Origin of the sequence: Microbacterium testaceum (assembly GCF_001476655.1) — a bacterium.
Taxonomy (GTDB): domain Bacteria; phylum Actinomycetota; class Actinomycetes; order Actinomycetales; family Microbacteriaceae; genus Microbacterium; species Microbacterium testaceum_C.
The window spans coordinates 1-15,267 of record NZ_LDRT01000071.1 but is presented as its reverse complement, the minus strand read 5'-3'; the positions used below and the strand labels follow the sequence as shown (position 1 = coordinate 15,267).

General features: G+C 68.4%; 17 protein-coding genes. 8 read left to right on the top strand and 9 right to left on the bottom strand.

What is annotated here, in order from left to right:
- Positions 1-46 precede the first annotated feature (46 nt).
- Both NS220_RS11085 and NS220_RS11080 read right to left on the bottom strand, forming a co-directional pair.
- Positions 47-613 (bottom strand): hypothetical protein, encoded by a 567-nt coding sequence (locus NS220_RS11085; RefSeq protein WP_058624112.1) that lies wholly within the window; start codon positions 611-613, stop codon positions 47-49.
- A gap of 203 nt (positions 614-816) precedes the next feature.
- On the bottom strand, positions 817-2,592 hold the full coding sequence (locus tag NS220_RS11080; protein ID WP_058624111.1) for a DUF4012 domain-containing protein: 1,776 nt from the start codon (positions 2,590-2,592) through the stop codon (positions 817-819).
- A gap of 86 nt (positions 2,593-2,678) precedes the next feature.
- Here NS220_RS11080 and NS220_RS11075 point away from each other — a divergent pair, with 86 nt between their 5' ends.
- Entirely contained in the window at positions 2,679-3,305 is a 627-nt protein-coding gene (locus tag NS220_RS11075) for a hypothetical protein (protein WP_058624110.1), read from the top strand.
- A 1-nt stretch (position 3,306) separates the two neighbouring features.
- Here the strand turns inward: NS220_RS11075 and NS220_RS11070 are convergent, their stop codons facing one another.
- Both NS220_RS11070 and NS220_RS11065 read right to left on the bottom strand, forming a co-directional pair.
- Positions 3,307-4,425, bottom strand: a complete 1,119-nt coding sequence (locus tag NS220_RS11070) for a hypothetical protein (protein ID WP_058624109.1) — start codon at positions 4,423-4,425, stop codon at positions 3,307-3,309.
- Complete coding sequence (locus tag NS220_RS11065; protein WP_081323126.1) at positions 4,422-6,089, bottom strand: sensor histidine kinase; 1,668 nt, start codon at positions 6,087-6,089, stop codon at positions 4,422-4,424. The genes NS220_RS11070 and NS220_RS11065 overlap by 4 nt, the downstream gene beginning before the upstream one ends.
- 175 nt (positions 6,090-6,264) lie before the next feature.
- Between NS220_RS11065 and NS220_RS11060 the strand changes: the two genes are divergently transcribed.
- Positions 6,265-7,062 (top strand): hypothetical protein, encoded by a 798-nt coding sequence (locus NS220_RS11060; protein WP_058624108.1) that lies wholly within the window; start codon positions 6,265-6,267, stop codon positions 7,060-7,062.
- Here the strand turns inward: NS220_RS11060 and NS220_RS11055 are convergent.
- Complete coding sequence (locus NS220_RS11055) at positions 7,053-8,150, bottom strand: hypothetical protein (protein ID WP_058624107.1); 1,098 nt, start codon at positions 8,148-8,150, stop codon at positions 7,053-7,055. The genes NS220_RS11060 and NS220_RS11055 overlap by 10 nt on opposite strands.
- 150 nt (positions 8,151-8,300) lie before the next feature.
- Between NS220_RS11055 and NS220_RS11050 the strand changes: the two genes are divergently transcribed.
- Positions 8,301-9,776, top strand: a complete 1,476-nt coding sequence (locus NS220_RS11050) for a glycosyltransferase family 2 protein (RefSeq protein WP_058624106.1) — start codon at positions 8,301-8,303, stop codon at positions 9,774-9,776.
- 99 nt (positions 9,777-9,875) lie between these two features.
- Here NS220_RS11050 and NS220_RS11045 read toward each other — a convergent pair whose 3' ends face one another.
- Together NS220_RS11045 and NS220_RS11040 are read right to left on the bottom strand one after the other, a co-directional pair.
- Positions 9,876-10,835 (bottom strand): response regulator transcription factor, encoded by a 960-nt coding sequence (locus NS220_RS11045; RefSeq protein ID WP_193755345.1) that lies wholly within the window; start codon positions 10,833-10,835, stop codon positions 9,876-9,878.
- Positions 10,836-10,965: 130 nt separating this feature from the next.
- Positions 10,966-11,991, bottom strand: coding sequence for a glycoside hydrolase family 6 protein (locus NS220_RS11040; RefSeq protein ID WP_242864602.1), 1,026 nt, complete (start codon positions 11,989-11,991; stop codon positions 10,966-10,968).
- An 86-nt stretch (positions 11,992-12,077) separates the two neighbouring features.
- On the opposite strand from NS220_RS11040, the gene NS220_RS11035 reads away from it, so the two are divergent.
- Complete coding sequence (locus NS220_RS11035) at positions 12,078-12,398, top strand: DUF7882 family protein (RefSeq protein ID WP_058624104.1); 321 nt, start codon at positions 12,078-12,080, stop codon at positions 12,396-12,398.
- 3 nt (positions 12,399-12,401) lie between these two features.
- Here the strand turns inward: NS220_RS11035 and NS220_RS11030 are convergent, their stop codons facing one another.
- Positions 12,402-12,857 (bottom strand): MarR family transcriptional regulator, encoded by a 456-nt coding sequence (locus NS220_RS11030; RefSeq protein WP_193755344.1) that lies wholly within the window; start codon positions 12,855-12,857, stop codon positions 12,402-12,404.
- 190 nt (positions 12,858-13,047) lie between these two features.
- Here NS220_RS11030 and NS220_RS11025 point away from each other — a divergent pair, with 190 nt between their 5' ends.
- A complete protein-coding gene (locus NS220_RS11025; protein WP_058624102.1) occupies positions 13,048-13,371 on the top strand; it encodes a DUF7882 family protein in 324 nt (107 codons plus the stop codon).
- A gap of 9 nt (positions 13,372-13,380) precedes the next feature.
- On the opposite strand, the gene NS220_RS11020 is transcribed toward NS220_RS11025, so the two are convergent.
- On the bottom strand, positions 13,381-13,674 hold the full coding sequence (locus tag NS220_RS11020) for a hypothetical protein (protein ID WP_058624101.1): 294 nt from the start codon (positions 13,672-13,674) through the stop codon (positions 13,381-13,383).
- Positions 13,675-13,819: 145 nt separating this feature from the next.
- Between NS220_RS11020 and NS220_RS11015 the strand changes: the two genes are divergently transcribed.
- From NS220_RS11015 to NS220_RS11005, 3 genes are read left to right on the top strand one after another with little or no spacing between them, the layout of a single operon-like run.
- Complete coding sequence (locus NS220_RS11015) at positions 13,820-14,197, top strand: DoxX family protein (protein ID WP_058624100.1); 378 nt, start codon at positions 13,820-13,822, stop codon at positions 14,195-14,197.
- 7 nt (positions 14,198-14,204) lie between these two features.
- Positions 14,205-14,747: a 2'-5' RNA ligase family protein gene (locus tag NS220_RS11010; protein WP_058624099.1), complete on the top strand. Its 543-nt coding sequence runs from the start codon at positions 14,205-14,207 to the stop codon at positions 14,745-14,747.
- Entirely contained in the window at positions 14,741-15,118 is a 378-nt protein-coding gene (locus tag NS220_RS11005) for a PPOX class F420-dependent oxidoreductase (protein ID WP_242864601.1), read from the top strand. The genes NS220_RS11010 and NS220_RS11005 overlap by 7 nt, the downstream gene beginning before the upstream one ends.
- The last annotated feature ends 149 nt before the right edge of the window (positions 15,119-15,267 follow it).

Sequence of the window (15,267 nt, the reverse complement as noted above, 5' to 3'; positions counted from 1 at the left end):
GGCGGTCCCACTTCTCGTTCCCGGTGAGGGGGCTCGCGGCGGAGAGCTACGCCGTCACCCGCTGACGGCGACGCAGGACCGCTCCCGCGCCCACCGCTGCTCCGGCGACGACCAAGGCACCTCCGGCGATCCACAAGCCCGTCGTGGCGCCACCGTCGATGCCCGTCTTCGCCAGTCCTCCGGTGGAGGGCGGGGTGCTGGGTGACGCGCTCGCGCTCGAGACGGTGACCTGCGAGCGGACGACCGTACCGCTGGTCGCACCCGTGAAAGTCAGGGCGTACGTGCCGCTGGCGTTCGCGGGGAATGTGATCGGGACGGCGAGCGCGCCCGCCTTCGCGTGGGCGCGGAGTGTCGTGTTCGTCTGGACGATGGCCTTGACCATGCCGAGGGTCACTCCCGAAGCGTTCTCTCCGGTGATGGAGATCAGCACCTCTTCGTCACCGGTGAAAGGGGCACCGTTGGTCGTGAAGGTCGAGGATTGCCCGGGGGCGATGGAGCTCGGCGTCGCGACGGCGACGGACGGGTCGACGTAGGCGTTGGCGGCGGTCGGCGCCAGCAGAGCGGCTGCGGCCAGCGAGATCGCGGCAGCGGCGCGGAGGATCGTGATTTTCATGGTGGGTCCCCATCTCGGTGGCACAGTGGGCCGGTGGAAGTCGAAGAGCGACCCGTCGGATCTCGGCTGGTGAGGATCGCTCCTCCCGACAGTCTCTCGGAGGGTGGCGTAGGAGGCCCGTCGCACACCGGCGTATTCACGAGCGTGGGCGGCAGACTTCACCAGGGGCGGCGCGACGATGCTCGCGTGGCGTGCGCACAGGCCTACGGCTCCCCGGCGTCGCAACCTGCGATCTCCTGCCCGATCAGGGGGCCGGAGATTGTGGGTGTGACCTTTGCGTCGAGACGTGTGGTCCGGGGCGTGGACGCCCGCACTTCAAGGTGAGCCTGTTGGCCGGGAGCCAGTTGTACGGACCACTTCAGCACTTGCCGGCCCTGTTCGGTGCCGCCGGCGAAGCCGGCCGGTGCGCCCGTCCCCGTGGAGCTATGGTCTTCCAGCCGCGCCCCGGCGGGGAGGTAGACATAGACGCCCGTCAGGACCTCGCCCACCGGCACCCCGTACTCGCCTCCGCCTGTCACGTACGACGAAAGCGTGCGGGGGTCGGGGGCGTCGTTGCGCAGTGTCACGCTCAGGGCCGCGGAATCCTGTCCGCACCAGGCGACGTCGACGGAGGGACGGAGGTAGTAGTCCATCTTCGATCCGGTGCCGTCGTCGAAGTACACCCCGAAGGTCGTCTGAACGGCATCCGTCGTCGGAAGCCTCCCCTGCAGCGTCGTGCCGTCGAGGACCGCCTGAGAGCCGGCATCCGCGTTCCACAGGAGGAGGCGTCCCTCGGAACCCGCGCGGTCCAGCGCCTCGATGAGTCGGCCGGGATCTGCACGCCCGTCGGCGAGCGCGGCGAAGACGGCAGCGCACGCCGCACGGAAGAACTCGTCCTGCTGCGCGGGGTCGGCGTAACGCTGATAGACCTCCTGCAGGAGGAGGGGGACGGCGTTGTCGGCCGTGAGCTGGTCGCCTGTGGGGAGGGTGACAGGGCCCGTCGCTCCCAGGATGTAGCCGAGCGCGACGGGGTCGATCGCGATCACTCCATCGACATCTCGTCCGCGAAGATGCCGCCACATCTCGCGTGCGATCGGGGCGCCGACGGTGAAGTCGGGAACCTGCGTGACGTTCTGGATGTAGCGAGCGGGTCGGGTGTCGAAGAGGTTGCGCACCTCCTCGGAGAGATCGACCACGGGGGGATCGGTCCCCGGGGGGAAGTCGGCGGTGGATGCCTGGTCGACCAGCGCGATGCGGCCGCCGTCGGTGTCGACCTGGGCAAGCGCTCCGACGATGCCGCCGAGTGAGCGCCATTCCGCGTTGTTCTGGAAGAGCACCAGATACGACCGCGGACCGTCTGCTCCGAGCATGGTGGGGATCAGCAGGGCGGCGCGGTGGAGGGCATCTGCCGCGTTGGCAGCCCGGTCGACGAGATCGCGCGCGCGGGTGACGCCGTCGCGGAGCGGACCGAGCAGAGGCCGATCGTCGATGGCGGACAGTTCTCCGGCGGCCGTGTGCAGCTGCGTGGACGCGGTGCGGGCGGCCGGCTCGAGCGCGGCGATCGTGCCGGTGTCGAACACGCCGCCCTGCGGTCGGAGCGCATCCGTGGACAGTCCGGAGGCCGCGGACGCCAACGGAGCAATTCCCCCCGACACCGCGTCGTCGAGGGCGCGGGAGGTCGCGGCCAGGGCCGCGAGCTGGGGGCCGATCCAGGGGAGCGTCTCGCTCAGCGACCAGATCGGATCGTTCGTGAGCTCCCGGGCCGCCGAGGTCTCGTTCTGCACCGTCGGGAGGACGGAGGCGAGCGCGAGCGGGTCGTCCGAGGCGGTCTCGGCATCCTGAACCGCGTGCGCGGCGGCACTCAGGTGAGTGACGGCGAGGCTCGCGCGCACACCGACCCACAGCGTGATGAAGACGCCGAGCACCAGGGTGGCGGCCACGCACCACGCGAAGGCTCGTCCATACCGAGCGCCGGACCGGCGGTTGTTCGTCTCCGTCACGCAGGAACCATAAGGCGATCTCGCCCGGTGTCGGGCCGAGGCGACATGGGCTCACCCTAGACTTAACCCGAAATCGGGGAGGTCGCATGCGGAGCACGGTGCGAAAGGGGCGCATCGCGCTGGGTGCGATGGTCGGACTGATGATGTTCGCCGTTTCAGGGTGCGGCGTTCCGCCCTGGGCTCAGGGGGGCAATGCCGACTCCGCGTCTCCGACGCCGACTCAGGTCTTCACATCGGCGCCCCAGCCGGTCGCAAACGACCTGTCGAGCGGGTCGACGCAGAGGACCGTCACCGCCGGTGCCGTGTCCGCGACGGTGAACTACTGGTCGACGCTCTCCATGGACAAGTGGAGCCCCACGGCACTCAAGCCGGTCAGCCTTTCCATGGTCACCACCGTGACCCCGGACGATGGCCAGAAGGTCTACCTGCAGCGCGCGACGATGACCGCCGTTCCGGGGAACGAGACGCAGTCCTTCGCGCCATTGGCCGCGCAGACCGACCAGTCGAACGCCCCCGGGTACCTCGTCCTCTCGCCGTACAGCTACTCCCAGACCTTCAACGTCGGAGAGGTCCCCGCGGAGGCGACGTTTGTCACCCTCCAGTTCACCTACGAGTACCTCGTCCAGGCGACGCCGACCTCGGAGGAGTACGCCAAGCAGACGGCCAGCGACACGCTCACGGTGGCCATCGCGGGTGGCGGGTCCACGGGCTGACTCAGAGCCGCACGCGCTCCCACCGGTCGCCCCCGAGGCGCCGCGCCATCGACGCTGCGGCATCCGCGTTCTCGACCAGGGTGTCGAAATCGAAGTCCGCCGCTTCGGCGGGGACCCAGCCCACGCTCGCTGAGAGCTGGACCGCTATCCACGAGGTGGCATCCATCTCGGTGAATCGCCGGAGGACGGTGCGGACCGCCTCGCGCACCACCGGATCAGGGCGCGCCACGAGGACGACGAGGTGACCACTCGCTCTCCGACCGATATCGGACTCCGCGGGGAACGCCTCGGTGACGACCCTCTCGAACGCGGAGATGATGTGCGACCAGTTGTTGTCGCCGGCCGCGCTGCGAAGATGCACCGGATCGTCCACCTGGATCGAGAGCGCCACCCAGCCCGGTTCACCGGCACGGCGGGCGCGGACGAGGCGATCGGATGCCGTGACCGCGAACTGGGGCCACGCGGTCGCCGTCAGTGCGTAGCCGGGGGAGACGGACGTGAAGTACAGCAGGCTGACGGTCGCGCAGACGAGGTAGATGAGCATCGCGAGCCCGTTGAGAAGGCGGGGGAGCTGCAGATCGCCGACGGTCGCGGGCGCAGCGATGGCCGAGACGATGCTCGCCAACGCGAGCATGACGAATCCCGCGGACACGACGAGCAGCGGCAGCATGAGTCGCTCGTGGGAGTCGGCTGAGCGACGGAGCTCCCAGATGGTCACCCCCGCGAAGGCTGCCGCGCCGAGGAAAGCCAGGCGGAACCACAGACCGTAGGCGGCGGAATCCGGGGCGGCGACGAACACGGCCGCGCAGCACACGCCCTGCACGGCACCGACCCACGGCAGGGCACGCGCACCGCGCCGCGCACGGAATCCCGACCAGATGAGGGCCGGGGCGCCGAGGATCAGTCCGAGCCCCACACGGCGGACGGACTCGTCGCCGATCGCCACACCGACGACGGACGTCCACGTGCTCGCCATCGCGAGCAGGAAGGCCAGTGACCACAGGAGCGCCGCGCGGGAGGGGCGGGGAAGGAATCCCAGGCTGACGATCATGATCGAGGCGAGGCTGGTGACGGTGGCCTGCGCGAGGCTGAGGTTCGCGAGGGTGCCGACCGTTGTCATTCCTCCCGGTCCTTCGCCGGGACCGGCAGGGTGACCGTGACCGTGGTGCCGGATTCGACTTCGCTCTCGATCTTCACCGTGCCGCCGTTCTCCTCGATGATTCCGCGGACGATTCCCATCCCGAGCCCCGTTCCGGGGGCCGAGCTGTCGCGGGCGGCCCGCGAGCGGAAGTACGGATCGAAGATGCGGGGCAGGTCCTCGGCCGCAATGCCGATACCGGTGTCCGCGAAGCGCAACACCACATTGTCATCATCGACGTCCGCGGAGAGGCGGATCGAGCCGCCGCCGGGAGTGTATTTGATGGCGTTGCTCAGGATGTTGTCGAAAGCCTGTCGCAGACGGAACGCGTCACCGACGACCTCCGCGGTCTCGGGGAGGTCATCGAAGATGGCGACCCGACGGGAGGCCGCGGCGGGCCGGAAGGATTCGAGCGAGGAGGTGATGATGCGCATGGCGTCTGCTGTCCTCGGGGCTTCCTTCTCGCGGAACACTCCGCGGGAGTTCGCCAGGATCTCGGAGATGAGCTTCTGCATGCGCTCGCCCGCGCCCGCGATGACCTCGAGCTGTTCACGTACCTTCGGTGACAGGTTCGGGTCGTCCAGGGCGAGGTCGGCGTGGCCGATGATCGCGGTGAGCGGGTTGCGCAGCTCGTGCGAGACCGTCGCAGCCAGTCGCTCGCGCGCCCGCTCCGCCTCGATGAGGGCAGTGATGTCGTGGACGATCAGCAGCGTGCTCTCGGGTTCGTCGGAGGACACCAGGCGCCGTGTCGAAGCGGAGAGGGCGTGCCAGTTGCCATCGGCGTCGAAGAGCCACGCCCGCTCGTCGTCGAACTGCTCGCCCCGTGCGGCGCGGGCGAAGGGGCGCTCCGATTCGCTGAGCGGCTCGCCCCGCAGCGTGGCGTACTCGACGGCGCTGCCGGGGCGCTGCGGCTCGTCGCGGTCGATCCCATAGAGGGACAGGTAGGTGTCGTTCAGAGCGAGGATCTCGCCGTCGCTCGACATGCGCGCGATACCGGTGTCCAGACCGTTCAGCACCTGCGAGACCCGTCGTTCCTGTCCGGTGACCCGCTGCAGCGTGCCCTGCAACCTGCTGGCCTGCCGTCGGAGCAGCTGTTTGAAGGCGCGGGTCTGCCGGGACGACAGGTACGCGGTGATCCCGATGAACGTCAGCGAGAGAAGCACGACGATGAGCCGAAGCGCGGTGGCCGGGCCCGAGCCGTTGGCTGCCGCGTCGATGACGATGATCACGCCGACGGTCGCGAGCGTGCCGATGAGCAGGCTGACGGCGAAGTGGGTGGCGATCCACGTCACCGGGAACACCCAGAAGAAGCCGAATCGCAGATCGGTTCCGAAGCTCAGCAGCCCAATCCCGATGATGTCGCCGAAGGGGATGAAGGCCACCGCGTTCCGCGGCAGGCGATGCCAGGGCACGATGATCGCGACGGCGGTCAGAGCGATGACGATGGCGACGCCCGTGGAGAAGGTCCAGACCGCGAACAGAGACGGTTCGAGCGCCTGAGTGAGCAGCACGGTGATGACCACGCTGGCCCCGAGGACGAGTTGCAGCAGCCACACGGATCTCGTCCGGCTGCTGGGGCTGGACCCTTCGTCGTTCGGCGGCACCTGGACCGGCACTGCCGACGGAACGCTCCTGCCCCCTGACATTCTTCGAGTGTATCGACGGTGGTGTAGTCTTCTGCGCGCCATCCTGTCTCTGCTCGCCGTTTGTGCCCACCCGGGCACGTCGTCCGGTCAGACTCCCCCTGAGGCCTGCATCCCGCAGTGTGATGGTCGTTCAGCGACCTTTGCGCCCCCTGCGCCCTCTCCTCAGGAGCAACCCGTGACCTCGACCCCTCGCCGACGCGCTCTGCGCGCGCTCGCTCTCGCCACCGCGCTCGTCGTGGGTCCGCTCTCCCTCAGTGGATGCGCCCAGGTCGTCGACGCGTTCAACGCCTTCCAAGGGCATTCCTCGACCAACCAGTCCGTGGTGGTCCCCACGGCTGCCCCGCAGGCGGCCGCGTCGAGCATGCCGTTCGACTCGCGGTTCACCTACGACGGTTCGGTCAGCTTGTCATCCGAGGTGGCCGATGGACTCGAGGTGCGACTGGACGTCTGGGCGGTCAACCCCAAACGCACGATGGAGTGGACCCCCGCCAACGAGAAGCAGTTCGGTTTCGCCGTCAACGTGGTCGACCACCGTGTCGACGAGAAGGCGGTTCTCACTCAGAAGCGCCGCGTCTACCTGTCCGCCGTGTCGATCACCTCGCAGACCGCCCAGACCGGCGGCCAGGTGTCGAATCCGTTCCAGTTCAGCGCCGACCCGCGCACGCTCGTGCCGTCGGACACCCAGCGGTCCGACCGCGGCCTTCTCCTGAACAGCTTCCAGGGCGGCCTGCTGGTGCCCTCGACCTCGATCCGGCAGCTGCCGAACGACACGTACGGGATCACTCTGGAGTTCGCGCTGAATGTCGCTGTCGAGGGATCTGCGAACACCGACACGTCGTTCAGTCAGCAGACCGTGTACCAGTACCTTCCGATCGCGATCTCGACGAACGGTTCGCAGGCTGCCCCTCAGAGCGCGACCACGGACACGACCGGCCGCGCGCCGGGGTGGGGAGACACCGGCGGTCAGGGCTGACCCGCCGCCGGGACTCCGTGCGTGACGCCCTGGCGTGGCCGAAGGCGTCGGCTCTCCATGAGGAGCGACACCCCGTCGACGTCCTCTACGCGGTGATGCTCGAAAGACAGGTCCGGGGTGTCGTCATAACCGATCGCCGGCATGGCACCGGCGAACGCTTCGCTCACCGTGCGTTCGACGTCGTCGACGACGAAGCCGACGGGCAGAAGAAGGAACACGGTGTCGCGTGCGGGCACTCCGGCTGCGCCGCCGGGGAGCGCTGTGCGGATGGCCTCGACGAGGGACGCGAGCATCTGCTCGGCTCGTTCTGAACTGTGGGCGGTACGGATGAGGTCGAGCTCGGGTAGCCGGACGATCAGCACGTCGACGCCGGCGTGCGTGCGAAGGAGATCCTCCGCGTCCCGCCGGAGCGCGCCGCGGTCATGCGCCCGCGTGCCGGGAGCAGGGTCATCGTCGAGCTGACGGCCCATCTGGACGGTGGCGGCGGCCACGACGATGATCGTGAGCGCGCTCACCATCGATGTGATCTCGGCCGAGGCCGTCCTCTCCCAGAGCGGCGAGTGCATACCCGCCGTGCAGGCGACGACGACCCGGCCGGCGTTGTAGGCCGCGAAGGCTCCCATCGTCCACGCGAGAAGGGGTGTCCCCGCCACGGCGTCGACAGGGCGGCGGCGCGCCTCCATCGCCGTGAAGGCGCTGAACAGCGCGATCGCCGCGGTCTTCAGGAGAGTCGCCTCGTCGAGTGACACGACGTAGGTGGCGGCCAGCATGAGAATGGCGCCCGCGCCCGCGCTGACGGCTCCGATGGCCCGTCGAGCGTTGAGGCGCCGCATCCCGGCCCAGGCGAGTGCCGGTGCCAGGACGTTCGTCGCGTTGCCCGCGGCAGCGGCGAAAGCGCCGCCACCCGCCTCCTCGAGGAGGTTGAGGACCGCGCAGGCGAGCGCCGCCAGCGCGGCGATGCCGAAGTATCGGACCAACTCGGCGCGCGGCCCACCGCGATCGTCGCCGTGGCGTCCGTGTGCGAGGAAGAGGACGGTGACAGCGACCGACGCGGCGGCGATGGCGGCGACGAGATCGAGGACGGCCATCGGCGGGCGCTTTCTGCTTCTGCTTCCCGGAGCGGATCTTGAGGATATCTTGCGGTGACGATGCCGGATCGCGGCGGGCGTCTTGCGGTGAACCTACCAGAGTGGGACCTGGCCGACACGCCGCCCCCTCCGAACAGGAAGACACCCGCCATGACCGATGCGCGCAGCTTCGCACCCCAGACCAAGGCGCTCGCCTACACGTCCGACGACGTGACCGGCGCAGCGGCCTCGGAGCACGGTTTCGCCGATGACTTCGCGGCGGTCCTCGAGAACACCTCGGTCCACCGCTCGACGATCGGCTGTGTCATCCCCGCATACAACGAGGAAGAGTCGATCGCCGACGTGATCGAGGCGCTGCTCGGCCAGACCCGCGTGCCCGACGTCATCCACGTCGTCGTCAACAACACCTCGGACAACACCGTGAAGATCGCCTCGGAGTACAGCGGCCCGCACGAGGTCGTCACGGAACTCGGCGAACAGTTCACCGAGGTGTTCGTGCATGACATCGGTAAGAACCCCGACAAGAAGGTCGGCGCGCTCAACTACGGCTACTCGCTCGTCGAAGGGTACGACTATCTGCTCGGTGTCGACGGGGACACCATCGCCGACAGCAAGGCCGTCGAGTACCTCGAGACCGAAGCCGTCTCGGACTCCCGTATCGGTGGCATCTCCGCGATCTACACGATCGACGATCGGCCCATCAAGGGGCTGATCGGAAAGTTCCTGACCGCCGGTCAGCGCACGCAGTTCGCGGCGTTCAACCTGCAGAACATGCTCCGCGGCCGCAACATGGCCGTGCTGGGCGGGCAGTTCTCGATCTTCTCGACCAACGCGCTCCGCGAGGCGATGAAGCAGAACCATCAGGTCACACCGTGGGTGAAGGACTCGGAGGTCGAGGACTCGCTCCTGTCGCTGCAGATCAAGAGCGCCGGCTACCTGACCAAGATCAGCCCGTACGCCCGCGCCGACGTGGGCGGCATGACGACGCTCTCCGGGTATGACGCCCAGCAGGTGAAGTGGACCTACGGCGCGATCGAGCTCATGTGGCCCGGTCAGCGCGGGGACACGAAGGGGCAGCCGTTCCACCCCAACCTGCGCCTGCGCTGGTTCGAGAACTTCGGCATGCTGACGAACCTGTTCGTCCGGGTGGCCTTCCTCACCCTGCTCGCCGGTTCGCTGTCCATCGGCGCATTCGTCTTCTCGCCGCTGTGGCTCATCCCGCCCGTGATCGCCATGTTGCTGAACCTGCGCATCGCCCGCACGATGAAGGCCGTCAACCGCCGCGACATCCTCTTCGCCGTGCTGTTCTTCCCGGCGGAGATCTTCATGTGGATCCGCATCAGCCACTTCGTCCGCTCGTGGACGCGCTTCCTGTCGCGCAAGAAGGTCGACAACTGGGCGATGCAGGCCAAAGCCGAACGCGGTGGCGGACTGGGGCACTGGACCCCGATGGTCGTCCTCATCGCCGTCGCCGTCGCTCTCGCCGTCATCTGGGTGATGGTCGGCCCGATGGCGCAGTCCTCCATCCTGTGGATCGGCTGGCCGATCGTCGGTGTCGTGACCGTCCTCCAGACCCTCCTGATGTTCTCCAAGCTCGTCCGTCGTCACCACGGCTTCAAGGTCTGACGGACACCCGATCTGATCGCGACCCGAACGCATCAGAAACACGGATGCCTCGACCCTGGGGAGGGTCGAGGCATCCGTCGTATACGCGAAGCGCGATGATCAGGGCGCGGCCATCAGCTCCGAGGTGAGGCGGTACCCCACCCCGCGGACCGTCTCGATGTACCGCGGGTTGGCGGGGTTGTCCCCGAGCTTGCGTCGGAGATTGGTCATGTGCGCCTCGATCGCCCGCTTGTCGGCCTCGCCGACGAAGTAGCTGGTGACGTACGACTCCCCGCGCAGCACGAGCGTGAGGTCGGCCTTGCTCCGCACACGCCGCTTTGACTCCATGAGCGTGGCCAGCAGATCGAACTCGGTCCGCGTGAGCTCGAGCTCGTCGCCGCCGACGAGGACGATCCTGCTGTCCGGATCGAGTTGGAGGTCACGGTGCACGATCCACGGTGCACCCGTCGGGGTGACCGCCCCGTGCGAGCGGACGACGGCCTCCGAGGAGCGCGGTGCCAACTCGCTGCCGACAGGATCTCTCGGCTCCGGCCCCTGCGAGGACGGCACGACGACAGGAACGCTCGCCGCCGCGGCCGGGGGCGCTGCCGGGGGTGTCTGCTGCTCGGGGCGTGCCGCCGGAAAGGACGGACCCACGCGGTCCTGACGGGGAGCGCCCGCGGCGGCTCCGCCTCCGGAGCGGGGGCGCCGCAGAAGCGCCTCGATCCGAGCGCGCAGCTCGCGGGGGCGGAAGGGCTTCACCACGTACTCGTCGGCGCCGGCCCCCAGGCCGAGGACGACGTCAGCCTCCTCCTCGAGACCCGTGAGCATGATGATGTAAGTGTCGCTCTGCTGCCGGATCCGGCGCGCCGCCTCGAACCCGTCGATGCCGGGCATGTTGACGTCCAGCGTCGTGATGAGGGGCTGGTAGGCGATCACGGCTCGGACACCATCGATGCCGTTGCCGACGGAGACCGTCGAGAACCCCGCCGCCTCCAAGACCTCGACGAGGAGATGACGGATGTCCGGGTCGTCCTCCACGATCACGGCCGTCTTCAGCATTTCCGTGCTGTCGCTCATCGCACCCACTCTTCTGGTTCGCACGGAAACGTGCCCGCGTTCTCCCCCGAGACGCGGCGGTCACACGGACCGAGCCACATCTTTACACATTTCAGAGGGCCCTTGGGCCCGGTGGCGCGGAGCTTTCGCCTCAGCGGCTCTCGCGCGTGAGCTCGACGGCAGCCTCGGGCCACCAGGTGCCCGCGGCCGGTCCGCCGTTGCATTCACCGTCGCTTTCCCCCGCCGGCTTTATCCAGAGTGTGGTGTCGACGACGCCGTCGCCGAAGGAGCCCCCGGCGGGACCCACGAGCCGGCCCGGGGGATTGCACCATTCCGATCCCGCCGGACCCGCACCGTTGCGCGACGTGTCGATGACCGCGTGGGTGCCGCCGAGTTTCTCGGAAAGTGCGTGGGCATAGGCGAACTCGGCCGCCGTGTCCTGATAGTTCGACACGTTCAGGGCGATGCCACGGACGTCGCCGATGAGTCCTGTCGCGGAGATGAGCCCGGCCATCTCGTCGACGGGATGCCAGGCGGAGTGGCCCCCGTCGAGGTAGATCCAGGTGTTGGTCCCACGGATGTTGTCCACGGCGGTGCGAAGGTAGCCGGCGCGATCCGCGGGGGAGCCGCAGGACGAGGACAAAGCGATGCTGTCGGGCTCGAGGATGACGATCTTCTGGATGTCCGGAGCGTTTCGCAGCGCGTCGCCGATCCGCTTCGTCCAGTCCCGATACGAGTCGGGATCCAGTCCGCCCGCGGAGTGGTTCCCGCAATCGCGATCCGGCAACCCGTACACGGCGACCGAGAGGGAGGCATCCTGATCCCGAGCTTCGGAGGCGAGGTGCGCGATGCGGTCCCAGACCTCGTCGAGAGGGTCGATCTCCGGTGTCAGCCAGTAGGTCGTCGGTTGGGCGGCGAGCCACTTCGCGGCGGCGGCCTGTTCCGGTGTGGCGGAGGGGTCTTTCGCCGCGATCGCGGCCTTCGACTCGTCGGGGGCGACGATCTTGGTGTCCACGGCGGGAGGACGGGCCCCGAGCGTCTGGAAAAGGGACGAGACGAGGCTTCCGACCACGGCGATCCCGGCGATGAGTGCGACGACGACCACCACGGCACCCACGATGAGCAGAACCCGTGGAATGCGGCGGCGCGACCGATTCGAACGATGCGCTCTCCCCACGAATGGACTCTATCCGAGCGTTTCCTCACCGAGGGCGGCCGATGCTCTCGGGTAATTAATCACGGTGGGGGATGTACTCTGGATTAGTGGGAAAACTGGTTTACAACGCGTTGGGTCATTCCTTCGATATCGAGGACCGAACGCTTTCTCACCTGCGCGTGGTCTTCATGAACAAACTCCGCCGTGGCGAGCCGTTCATGTTCCATTTCCCCGTCGGTGACGGCAGCGGGACGCGAACGCTGTGGATCCACCCGTCCATCCCCCTCGTCTTCCACTTCTACGGCAGTCGGGCGCCCCAGCTGAATCGGCGCTGGATCGACGACCTGATGCACGAAGCGAGTTCGGCCAACGGTCTGAGCGTCATCGCCGAACCGGATGCCGATTCGCCCGAGGCTCGCTCCGCCTAGGCCTCAGCTGCACTCCGCGTCGACGACCTCGCGCACCTGGTCGAGGAAGGTCGCGATGTACCCCGCTGCATCCGCGGGCAGGGTGAGGGCGTACTCCCGGATCCGTGCGGTCACCGGGTCGATGGCGTCGGCGTCCGTGGACCGGTCGAACGGGATGACGAACTTGCTCCGTCGGTCATCGGGATTCGCGATGAATCCGATCAGGCCGCCGGCGTGCAGGCGGTCGAGCATGCCGGTCACGGAGGCGGTCGAGACCCCGAGCGCCTGAGCGATCTCCGTTGGGGTCACCGTGAGTCCCTCATCGGCGCGCTCGAGGATGAGGCGCATGGCTGCGCGCGCATTCTCGCTCGGGCCGCAGTCGGTCTGACGCCGACGGGCGAGGCGCGCCTCGGCCAGTCGCAGCCGCTCGACGGCGCGGGCGGCCACCGTCGAAGGGTCCTCGTTCTCCACGATCGTCATCATTCTCCTGTCGCCCTGACCGCCCGAGCGCACAGTCTAGTTAGGTGAACGAGATTCACGCATGCCTACGAACCTCGCGCATCGCCGACTAGTTCGGACGAAGGGGGGTCCGAGTCCCCCTTTCCGCTAGGTGATAGTTAGGCGATCTAGTAAAATTTTCCTTGTCACGATCGCCGGAAGGAGGCCCTCCATGGGCTCCTTGTTCTATGGGTCCTCGGCCCAGCCGATTCAGATGCCGGATCGTGTGCTCGCGCACATCAAGGTCGTGATCGCGACCAAGCTCCGCCGCGGAGAGAGCTTCACGCTGTCATGGCGGCACCCCGAAGGAGAGTCGGCCGGCCGGAGCACCATCTGGCTCCAGCCCTCGATTCCTCTGCGCTTCGTCTTCGGTGAGAGCGAGCCGGAGATGCTCGATCCTGCTCTCCTGCAGACGTACGCGAACTCCGCCAACTCGTCCGGCGGTCTGACCGTCGACATCGGGGCGGCGGAGCCCTCGGCAGCGCGCCCGGTCTAGATCTCCTCGTCAGCGGGCCAGCGCTGCGCGCCGGTGCGCCATGAGGGAAACCCATTCCCTCGCGGGGCAGGGCGGTAGGCCTCTGCCGACAAGGCGTTCCCAGGCTTCGACGTACACCTCTTCGAGGAGAGCATCGCAGCGCGACGCATTCTGCGTCAGTGCGAGCAGGAGGGCGTAGACGCGTCCGGCGGTGAGGTCGTAGAACATCCCGAACGCCTGCCGGTCCCCGCCGACGGCGAGCGCGAGGAGCCGATCGACGTCGGCATCCTCGGTCTTCGCCTGCGGCATGTCCGTGATCGTCATACGGCCCCTCCTCTCCGGTGTGGTCACAGTCAATCGCCGCTTTTCGGGGAGGGGCCGGGGGTTGCGCAAACCGACCCTCTCGCGTAGGTGCACGCCCCGCCGTCAAGCCCACCGTCCCCGTGCGACTCAGAGTTACGGTGAGGACATGAAAACGGTCGTACGGTGGTCGCTCGCGCTGGCCATGATCTTCGCCGGGGTGTCGCACCTCACATTCGCCCGACGGGACTTTCAGGCGCAGGTGCCCGACGTCCTCGTCGAGGACCTTCCCCTGGACCGCGATCTCGTGGTCGTGGCATCCGGAGTCGTCGAGGCCGGGTTCGGCCTCGCGCTGATCGCCCTGCCGCGGGAGCGTCGCCGGGTGGGGGCCGCCCTCGCCGCTTTCTTCGTCGCCATCTTCCCCGGCAACGTCGATCAGTGGCGCAAGGGGCGCTCGGCGTTCGGTCTCGACACCGATCGCAAGCGCTTCGTGCGGCTCTTCTTCCAGCCGGTGCTCGTCGCGGCGGCGTGGTGGTCGACGCGCTGACGCGGGGGTGAGCACCGTCGTGAGCCTCGAGCTCACTTTCGACGATGAGTCCGATGCCGCCGTGCGACGGGAGTGGGACGCCCTCCTCGACGCCGGACTTCCCAGCCAAGCGCAGCACCGGGGTGCCAGCAATCGACCCCACGTGACGACGCTCGTGCGCACGGCTCTCGGACCCCTGGACGGTGCGGGACTCGAGGCGAAGCTGCCGCTCGATCTCACCCTGGGCGCGCCGCTGCTCTTCGGGGTCGGGAACAGCCGCGTGATCGCCCGCTCGGTCGTCCCTTCGGCGGCGCTTCTGGACCTGCATGCCGCGGTGCACTCTCTCGCGGGGCCGGGTGACGGCGAGGGCCATACCGCGCCCGGCGCGTGGACGCCCCATGTGACGCTGGCCCGGCGCGTGCCGCTCGCACGCCTGGGGGAGGCACTCGCCGTCGTCGCCGAGACCGGGGGAGGGGAGGTGGCTGTCCGTGCCGTCTCTCTGCGGCGATGGGACGCCGGGCCCCGGACCATCACGCACATAGCCGGACGTGGCACCCTGGAATCGTGCTGACCGACGACGCGTTCTCCTTCCTCTCCGAGTACCACCTCGCGACGCTCTCCACGGTGGGACGAGGGGGGCGGATCCACGCTGTGCCCGTCGGATTCACCTTCGAGGACGGCATCGTGAGGATCATCGGCTCGCGCGGAACACAGAAGTTCGTCAACGCCGAGCGCAGTGGCCGAGCCGCGGTGTGCTCGGTCGACGGGGCGCGGTGGATCAGCTTCGAGGGCGCCGCTCGCGTCACCGACGCCCCCGAGGCCGTCGCCCACGCGGTCGAGCTCTATGCCGCGCGCTACCGCCAGCCGCGTGTCAATCCCGAGCGCGTCGTGCTCGAGATGTCCGTCGAGCGCGTTCTGGGTTCTCCGCAGTTCCGCGCCTGAGCGGCGTACCCTGGAAGTATGTCTTCCCCCACCTCGTCGATGCCCTCCGGGCGTGAGGGGGTCGTCGGCGCGCAGAGCGCCGGCGGCAGAGGCGCCGACCGCCCCGTTCCTCTCGCCGGGTGACCGGCGCGGGCACGTGCCCGTGTTCT